Raw genomic sequence first — 7,178 nt, 5'->3', positions numbered from 1 at the left:
CCCGTGGTCACGATCTGGTTGGCGGTGCGATCCGGGGTGATGCAGCGTACCGGCGACGCGGCCTTGCGCGCCCCGGCCTGGGGCAGCGGCGGCGGGGCGGCGCCGGTGGCGAGCAAGCCGACAAGTGCGATGAATGCCGTGAACCGCATGATGTTCTCCCCCGTTGCCCGGCTCACCCTCACCCTTCCGCGCCTTTGGCGCTCCCTCCCTCTCCCGGCGGGAGAGGGAACGGGGCTGCGTGTCCTGCGGGCCTCCCTAACAGGGGGATCGTGTCACGGTTGTGTTACAGCTTCAACCGCGTTCGCGCTCCACCTCGCGCCAGCCGATATCGCGGCGGCAGAAGCCGTCGGGAAAGGCGATCGCATCGACCGCACGGTAGGCGGCGGCCTGTGCCTGCGCGACGGTGGCGCCGCGGGCGGTGACGGCCAGGACGCGGCCGCCCGCGGCGACCAGCCGGTCGCCGTCCATCTTCGTGCCCGCCTGGAAGACGGTGGCGCCCGCCGCCTCGGCCGCGGCGATGTTCTCGATGCTGCCGCCCGCTTTCGGCGTGCCGGGATAGCCGGCCGCCGCCATCACCACGGTCAGCGCCGGTTCGGGCGAGAAGGCAGGGGCGGGCAGATCGGCGAGGCGTCCTTGCGCGACCGCCAGCATCACCTCCAGCAGATCGCCCTCGAGACGGGTCATCAGCACCTGGCATTCGGGGTCGCCGAAGCGGGCGTTGTATTCGATCAGCTTGGGGCCATGGGGGGTGAGCATCAGACCGGCGTAGAGGACGCCGGAGAAGGGGGTGCCTTCCTCGCGCAGCGTGTCGACGGTGGGGCGGACGATGGTGTCGATCGCCAGCGCTTCCAGTTCCGGGGTGAGGACGCGGGCGGGGCTGTAGGCGCCCATGCCGCCGGTGTTGGGGCCGGTGTCACCGTCGCCGACGCGCTTGTGGTCCTGTGCGGAGCCGAAGGGGAGGAGCGCGGTGCCGTCGGTGAGGACGAACAGGCTGGCCTCCTCGCCGTCGAGGAATTCCTCGATCACGACTTCGGCGCCGGGGACGCTGAAGAGGTCGGCGAGGGCGGCGCGGGCGTCGTCCTTGGTGAAGGCGATGGTGACGCCCTTGCCGGCGGCGAGGCCGTCGGCCTTGATGACGACGGGCAGGCCGAAGGTGGTGTCGAGCGCGGTGCCGGCGGCCTGGAGGCTGGAGACGCGCAGATAGCCGGCGGTGGGGATGTTCGCGCGCGCGCACAGATCCTTGGTAAAGCCCTTCGATCCTTCGAGTTGTGCCGCCGCTTTCGACGGGCCGAAGACGGGGATGCCGGCGGCGGTGAGCGAATCGGCAAGGCCGTCGACCAGCGGTGCCTCCGGCCCGATCACGACGAGCCCGATGGCGTGTTCGCGCGCAAAGGCGATCACCGCATCGTGATCCGTCGCGGCGAGCGCAACGCAGGTCGCATGCGCGGCGATGCCGGGGTTGCCGGGCGCGGCATAGAGCGTATCTAACCCCGGCGACTGTGCCAGCTTCCACGCCAGTGCGTGTTCGCGGCCACCCGATCCCAGCAGCAGGACGTTCATGCCCGATCCCCTTTTCCTTGACGAAAGTCCGCGGCTGGTAGCCGAGCCGGTGCCCGGCGACAACGCGCTCGCGCTGTCGGTCGGCGAACTGAGCTTCAAGTTGAAGCGGATGGTGGAGGGCGAGTTCGGCCATGTCCGCCTGCGCGGCGAGATCTCCGGCTACAAGCGCGCCGCCTCGGGCCATGTCTATCTGGCGCTGAAGGACGATCAGGCGGTGATCGACGGGGTGATGTGGAAGGGATCGGCGAACGCGCTCGCTTTCCAGCCGCAGGACGGCATCGAGGTGATCGCGACCGGCAAGCTGACCACCTATCCGGGGCGATCGAAATACCAGATCGTGATCGAGCGGTTGGAGCTGGCCGGTGCCGGCGCGCTGATGGCGCTGTTCGAGAAGCTGAAGGCCAAGCTGGCGGGCGAGGGGCTGTTCGACCGGGGGCGCAAGGTGGCGCTGCCCTTCATGCCGCGCACGATCGGCGTGGTCACCTCGCCGACCGGCGCGGTGATCCGCGACATCCTGCACCGGCTGGAGGATCGCTGCCCCACCCATGTCATCGTCTGGCCGGTGAAGGTGCAGGGCGAGGGTGCGGCGGCCGAGGTAGCGGCGGCGGTGCGCGGGTTCGATGCGATGCCGGTGGACGGCGCGGTGCCGCGGCCCGATCTGGTGATCGTAGCGCGCGGCGGCGGTTCGATCGAGGATCTGTGGGCGTTCAACGAGGAAGCGGTGGTGCGCGCGGTGGCGGACTGCACGATCCCGATCATCTCGGCGGTGGGGCATGAGACGGACACGACGCTGTGCGACCATGCCGCCGACCTGCGCGCGCCGACGCCGACCGCGGCCGCCGAGATCGCGGTGCCGGTGCTGGCCGACCTCAGGCTGACCGTCGCCAGCCACCGGCAGCGGACCGAGCGGTGCGCGCGGCGTTATGTCGAGCGGGGACGCGAGCGGCTGGACGCGATGGCGCGGCTGTTGCCGAAGCGGGACCAGTTGCTGGGGCCGCAGCGGCAGCGGGCGGACGACGCGGGGGCACGATTGGACCGCGGGCTGGAGCGGCGGGTGACGTTGGCGCGCGGCGGGCTGGACCGGGCAGGCGCCGCGCTACGCCCCGCCGTGCTGTTGCGGCAGGTGGAGCGGGGGCACGAGCGGCTGGCCAACACATGGCGGCTGGTGCAGTCGCTGAACCCGGATCGCATCCTGGAGCGCGGCTATGCCCGGATCACCGCGCGGCCGGGCGGCGAGACGCTGTCCTCGGCAGAGGCGGTGCGCGCGGCAGGCGCCATCACGCTCCGCTTCCGCGACGGCACGGTGGACGCGCGGGTTGAGCGCAGCGGCCCGCGTACCTATGAAAAGGTGGTACCCGAACAGCCCGACCTGTTCTGATCCGATCCACCGGGAAGTGCCTTTTCGATGCTGATGTCCAATGCCGACCGGGCCGCGCGCCTGCATTACATGCCCAACGGCTTTCGCGTGCTGTCGCCGGGCGACCATGTCGTCTGTGCCCGGTCGGGCGCGCGGATCGCGCTGGAGGATCTGCGCTACTGGAGCGTGGCGGCGCAGGAGCCCTATGCCAGCCCGGCGATCGCCAGCGAGAGCCTGCGCCCGCGATGAGGCTGTTGGCGGCGGGGATGCTGGTGGCGGTGCTTGCCGGATGCGTGGCGCCGCGTGAGGACGTGCGCCCTGCGCCGCCCGTCGCGATGCCGCCACCGCCGGCGCCGGCGGCGCCGGTGGCGCCTGCCGTCATCACGCTTGACGGGGCCGCCATTCAGGGCGGACTGGTTTTCGGGCGCGTGCCGGCCGGCACCGCGACGATGACGCTGGATGGTGAGGCGGTGCCCTTTGCGGGTGACGGGCGCTTCGTGATCGGGTTCGACCGCGATGCCGGGCCGGCGGCGCGGCTGGTCGCGACGCTGGCGGATGGGCGCCGGGCGGAGCGCGCGCTGGTGGTGGCGCCGCGCGCCTGGCGGATCGAGCGTGTCGACGCGCCGTACCGCGCGGGCAAGACCGATGCCGAGTTCGCGGCGGCAAGGCCCGCCGAACTGGCGCAGATCGTCGCGGCACGTAGCCGGACGAGCGATGCGCAAGGCTGGCGACAGGCGATGCGCTGGCCGGCGACCGGGCGGCAATCGGGCTGGTTCGGGGCGCAGCGCGTCTATCAGGGCAAGCCCGGTGGTTATCATTCGGGTGCCGATGTGGCGGTGCCGACCGGCACGCCGGTGGTGGCGCCGGCCGACGGCGTGGTGATCCTGGCGGCGGCGGACGATCCCTTCACGCTGGAGGGGCACCTGCTGATGATCGACCATGGCATGGGGCTGAACAGCGCCCTGCTGCATCTGTCGCGGATCGACGTGCGCGTGGGCGACACGGTGCGGCGCGGTCAGCCGATCGGCCTGTCTGGCGCTACGGGGCGCGCTACGGGGCCGCACCTGCACTGGGGCCTGCAATGGCGGGGGCGCAAGCTGGGCCCGCTGCTGGTGGCGGGGCCGATCGGCGGCTGAGGGACGTGGGCGGTGTGTGTGTTTGATGGGCGTTTCGCTTGCTCATCATACATGCCGCCATGCGGTTTACGGATCGACGCGGTTGAGCGGTTGGTTGGAAAGCGCGAGAAATTACGCAATGCCATCGCGGTTGGTCGACTTCGAAAAGGTGATCGGGCCATGTTTGGGAAGCACCGCGTACACCTTGTCTCCTCGTGAGGTGGGTAGGCTTGGTCGTCTCGGTCTTCAAGCTCGATCGGAATGGCTGAAAGCGCCCAATTGCGGACGTCCACCGCAGCCGGCATGGGGAGGCAATATATGCGGACGATCTTGTGCTTGCTGCTTGGCATAGTTGCGGCGGCCTTCGCTCTTATCGGCACAACGATGCCGCTGATGCTTCCCGCGCAAGCTGCCAAGGATCGGGCGTACTACCAGCAATTCAGGGTCGCGGCAGCTTACATCGACAGGAACGGGGCGCTGCCGGAAGGAGAAGCGCTTCGTCGGTTTGAGGATGCCACAAGCGGTCCCTCTATCTGGTCGTCGCTGAATACCACCCCGCTTGATTGCGATCCATCATTTAGGAAGGCGCCGACAGATCGCCTTATTTTGTCGTTCTGGCGGGGCGAATGGTCGGAGTGCTATGCTTATCCGTCCGGCCAAACTACCCTTCCAATGAGCGTCCGAGCGTATCTGATTTCAGGCGTCGGCCTCAACCTAGTGATCTACTGGCTCATCGCTGCGGTTGCCGCTTGGGGGGCGATCCGCCTGCGCCCGCGCAGAAGAGCTTCGTCTGTTCCGAGTGTCAGCTAACCGACCAACCCGGCCATTTCCGGAACGCCATCGGGATCCGGGAAGGAAGACGCATCGTGGATCTCAACCAGATACTGCGGTGAGGTCCGGCACGTTCCCGATCCGCGTCAGTCGAGCGGGCGGACCTTGATCGAGGGGCCGCTCTTCACCTTCAGCCGGAAGCTGCCGAGCGCGCCGGAGCGGACCTCCACCGCGTCGCCGGGATTGGGGCGGCGGCCGAGCGGTGCGTCGTCGGTCTGCGTCCAGCGTCCCCCTTGCGCCAATGTGAAGACCCAGCGGCCATCGCCGCCGACGCTGGCGGTGCGCAGCGTCGTGGTCAGCGGGCCTTCCCGGTCTTCGTTCAGCACGCGCCGCGGTGCGGGATCGCGGCTGCGGCCGGGCAGCAGCGTCATAGCGTCGTAGCAGGCGAGGCGTGCGGGCGTTTCGGTGAGCGTGCGGCAGTGCTTCAACTGGTCGGACAGGGGAGCCGATGCCTGAAGGGGCATGGCCTGTGCCGGCAAGGGCCCTGCGGCAAGCAGTAGCAGCAAGTGCAGCTTTTTCGGTAGCTTCGACATGGCATCTTGCTGGCGAAATCACGAGTGAAACGCAACACCGTGTACAAGCACGGTTTTGTTGCTCAACCGCCACAGCGTTGGAACAATATGTGGCCTACTTTCAATGGGACGTTGCATCTATGTTGCAGCGCCGTGAAAACCCCGGCCAGCGATCCCGTAGCCCCACAAGGGGCGGGATCCGAAGTTTCCTTCGGCTGGCACAGCCGCCGGAGAAAAGGGGACGTTCCATGAAGGCCATTTCCATCAAGACCTGCCTGCTCGTCACGACGGTGTTCACCGGCGTCGCGATGATCGCGCCGGCATCGGCGCAAACGACGACCGATGCGCCCACCGCACAGAATGAAGGCACCACCGCACCGATCGCGCCGGCGACGTCGAACACGCCGGATGCCGACACGGGCGGCGACATCGTCGTCACCGGTTCGCGCATCGCATCGCCCAACCTGACCTCGGCCAGCCCGATCACGGTGGTGAACTCGCAGGAAATCCGCCTGCAGGGTGCGACCCGCGTCGAGGACGTGCTGAACAGCCTGCCGCAGACCTTCGCATCGCAAAGCTCGTCGGTCTCGAACGGATCGAACGGCACCGCGACCGCCAACCTGCGCAACCTGGGCGACCAGCGTACGCTGGTGCTGGTCAACGGCCGCCGCCTGATGCCGGGCGATCCCAACTCGACCAGCTCGGCCGCCGACCTGAACGTCATCCCCTCGACGCTGATCAAGCGCGTCGACGTGCTGACCGGCGGCGCCTCGTCGGTCTATGGTTCGGACGCGGTGGGCGGCGTCGTCAACTTCGTGCTGGATACCGATTTCACCGGCGTCAGCGTCGATGCGAACTACGGTTTCTACAACCACAACAACAACAACCAGCGCCTGCAGAACCTGGTGCGCAGCTCCGGCTATGACGCGCCGAGCGGCTTCACCAACGACGGCAAGCAGTTCGACGTCAACCTGAAGATCGGTGGCGGCACCGAGGATGGACGCGGCCATGTGGTCGGCTATCTCGGCTACCGCAAGATCGATGCGATCACGCAGGGCAGCCGCGATTATTCGTCGTGCGGCCTGAATGCCGGCGCTGCCGGCAGCAGCGAATATGTCTGCGGCGGTTCGGCCACGGCGTTCCCGGCGAACTTCTCGCTGGTCGACGCGGTGTTCAACGGCACCGCGACCGGCCTGCCGCAGCAATATACGCTGAACGGTGCCGGCGCGCTGGTCCCTGGCCGGACGCTGTATAACGCCAATCCGCTGAATTATTATCAGCGTCCGGACACGCGCTACACCGCCGGCTTCTTCGCGCATTACGACGTGAGCGAAGGGTTCAAGCCCTATGCCGAGTTCATGTTCATGGACGACCGCTCGGTCGCGCAGATCGCGCCGTCGGGCAATTTCAGCAACACGCAGGTCCTGAACTGCAACAACCCCTATCTGTCGCCGCTGCAACAGACGACCTTCTGCCGCACGACCAACCTGGTACGCGACGGAGCGGGCAATCCGGTGACGCTGACCAATCCGGACGGCAGCACCTACAATCAGGCGCAGGTCCTGATCGGCCGTCGGAACGTGGAAGGCGGCGGTCGCCAGAGCGACCAGACGCATACCTCGTACCGCTTCGTCGCGGGCGCGCGCGGCGATGTCGCGGCCGGCGTCAGCTACGACGTGTACGGCCAGTATGGCACGACCAAGTACAACCAGATCTATCGCAACGAGTTCAGCGTTTCGCGTACCCAGCGTGCGTTGGACGCGATCACGGACACGCGCGCCGGTTCGGCGACGCTGGGCCAGA

At 68.2% G+C, this 7,178-nt stretch carries 7 protein-coding genes; 5 read left to right on the top strand and 2 right to left on the bottom strand.

The features are described from left to right. Nucleotides 1-291: 291 nt before the first annotated feature. Entirely contained in the window at nt 292-1,560 is a 1,269-nt protein-coding gene (purD, locus tag Q0U08_RS15760; RefSeq protein ID WP_298092496.1) for a phosphoribosylamine--glycine ligase, read from the bottom strand. Between purD and xseA the strand changes: the two genes are divergently transcribed. From xseA to Q0U08_RS15740, 4 genes are all read left to right on the top strand, one after another. Continuing rightward, nucleotides 1,559-2,938, top strand: a complete 1,380-nt coding sequence (gene xseA, locus Q0U08_RS15755; RefSeq protein ID WP_298092494.1) for an exodeoxyribonuclease VII large subunit — start codon at nt 1,559-1,561, stop codon at nt 2,936-2,938. The genes purD and xseA overlap by 2 nt on opposite strands. Nucleotides 2,939-2,965: 27 nt before the next feature. Then, complete coding sequence (locus tag Q0U08_RS15750) at nt 2,966-3,166, top strand: DUF2093 domain-containing protein (RefSeq protein WP_298092492.1); 201 nt, start codon at nt 2,966-2,968, stop codon at nt 3,164-3,166. Continuing rightward, nucleotides 3,163-4,053, top strand: coding sequence for a M23 family metallopeptidase (locus Q0U08_RS15745; RefSeq protein ID WP_298092491.1), 891 nt, complete (start codon nt 3,163-3,165; stop codon nt 4,051-4,053). The genes Q0U08_RS15750 and Q0U08_RS15745 overlap by 4 nt, the downstream gene beginning before the upstream one ends. Before the next feature lie 297 nt (nt 4,054-4,350). Further along, nucleotides 4,351-4,842: a hypothetical protein gene (locus tag Q0U08_RS15740; protein WP_298092489.1), complete on the top strand. Its 492-nt coding sequence runs from the start codon at nt 4,351-4,353 to the stop codon at nt 4,840-4,842. A gap of 107 nt (nt 4,843-4,949) precedes the next feature. Here the strand turns inward: Q0U08_RS15740 and Q0U08_RS15735 are convergent, their stop codons facing one another. Beyond that, entirely contained in the window at nt 4,950-5,396 is a 447-nt protein-coding gene (locus Q0U08_RS15735) for a hypothetical protein (protein ID WP_298092488.1), read from the bottom strand. 227 nt (nt 5,397-5,623) lie between these two features. Here Q0U08_RS15735 and Q0U08_RS15730 point away from each other — a divergent pair. Next, nucleotides 5,624-7,178 (top strand): TonB-dependent receptor plug domain-containing protein (locus tag Q0U08_RS15730; RefSeq protein ID WP_298092487.1); only part of this gene is annotated, 1,555 nt, incomplete at its 3' end.

This window comes from uncultured Sphingomonas sp., assembly GCF_946477935.1.
Classification (GTDB): Bacteria; Pseudomonadota; Alphaproteobacteria; order Sphingomonadales; family Sphingomonadaceae; genus Sphingomonas.
The sequence above is the reverse complement of the archived record's forward strand: the minus strand, read 5'-3'. Positions and strand labels throughout refer to the sequence as shown.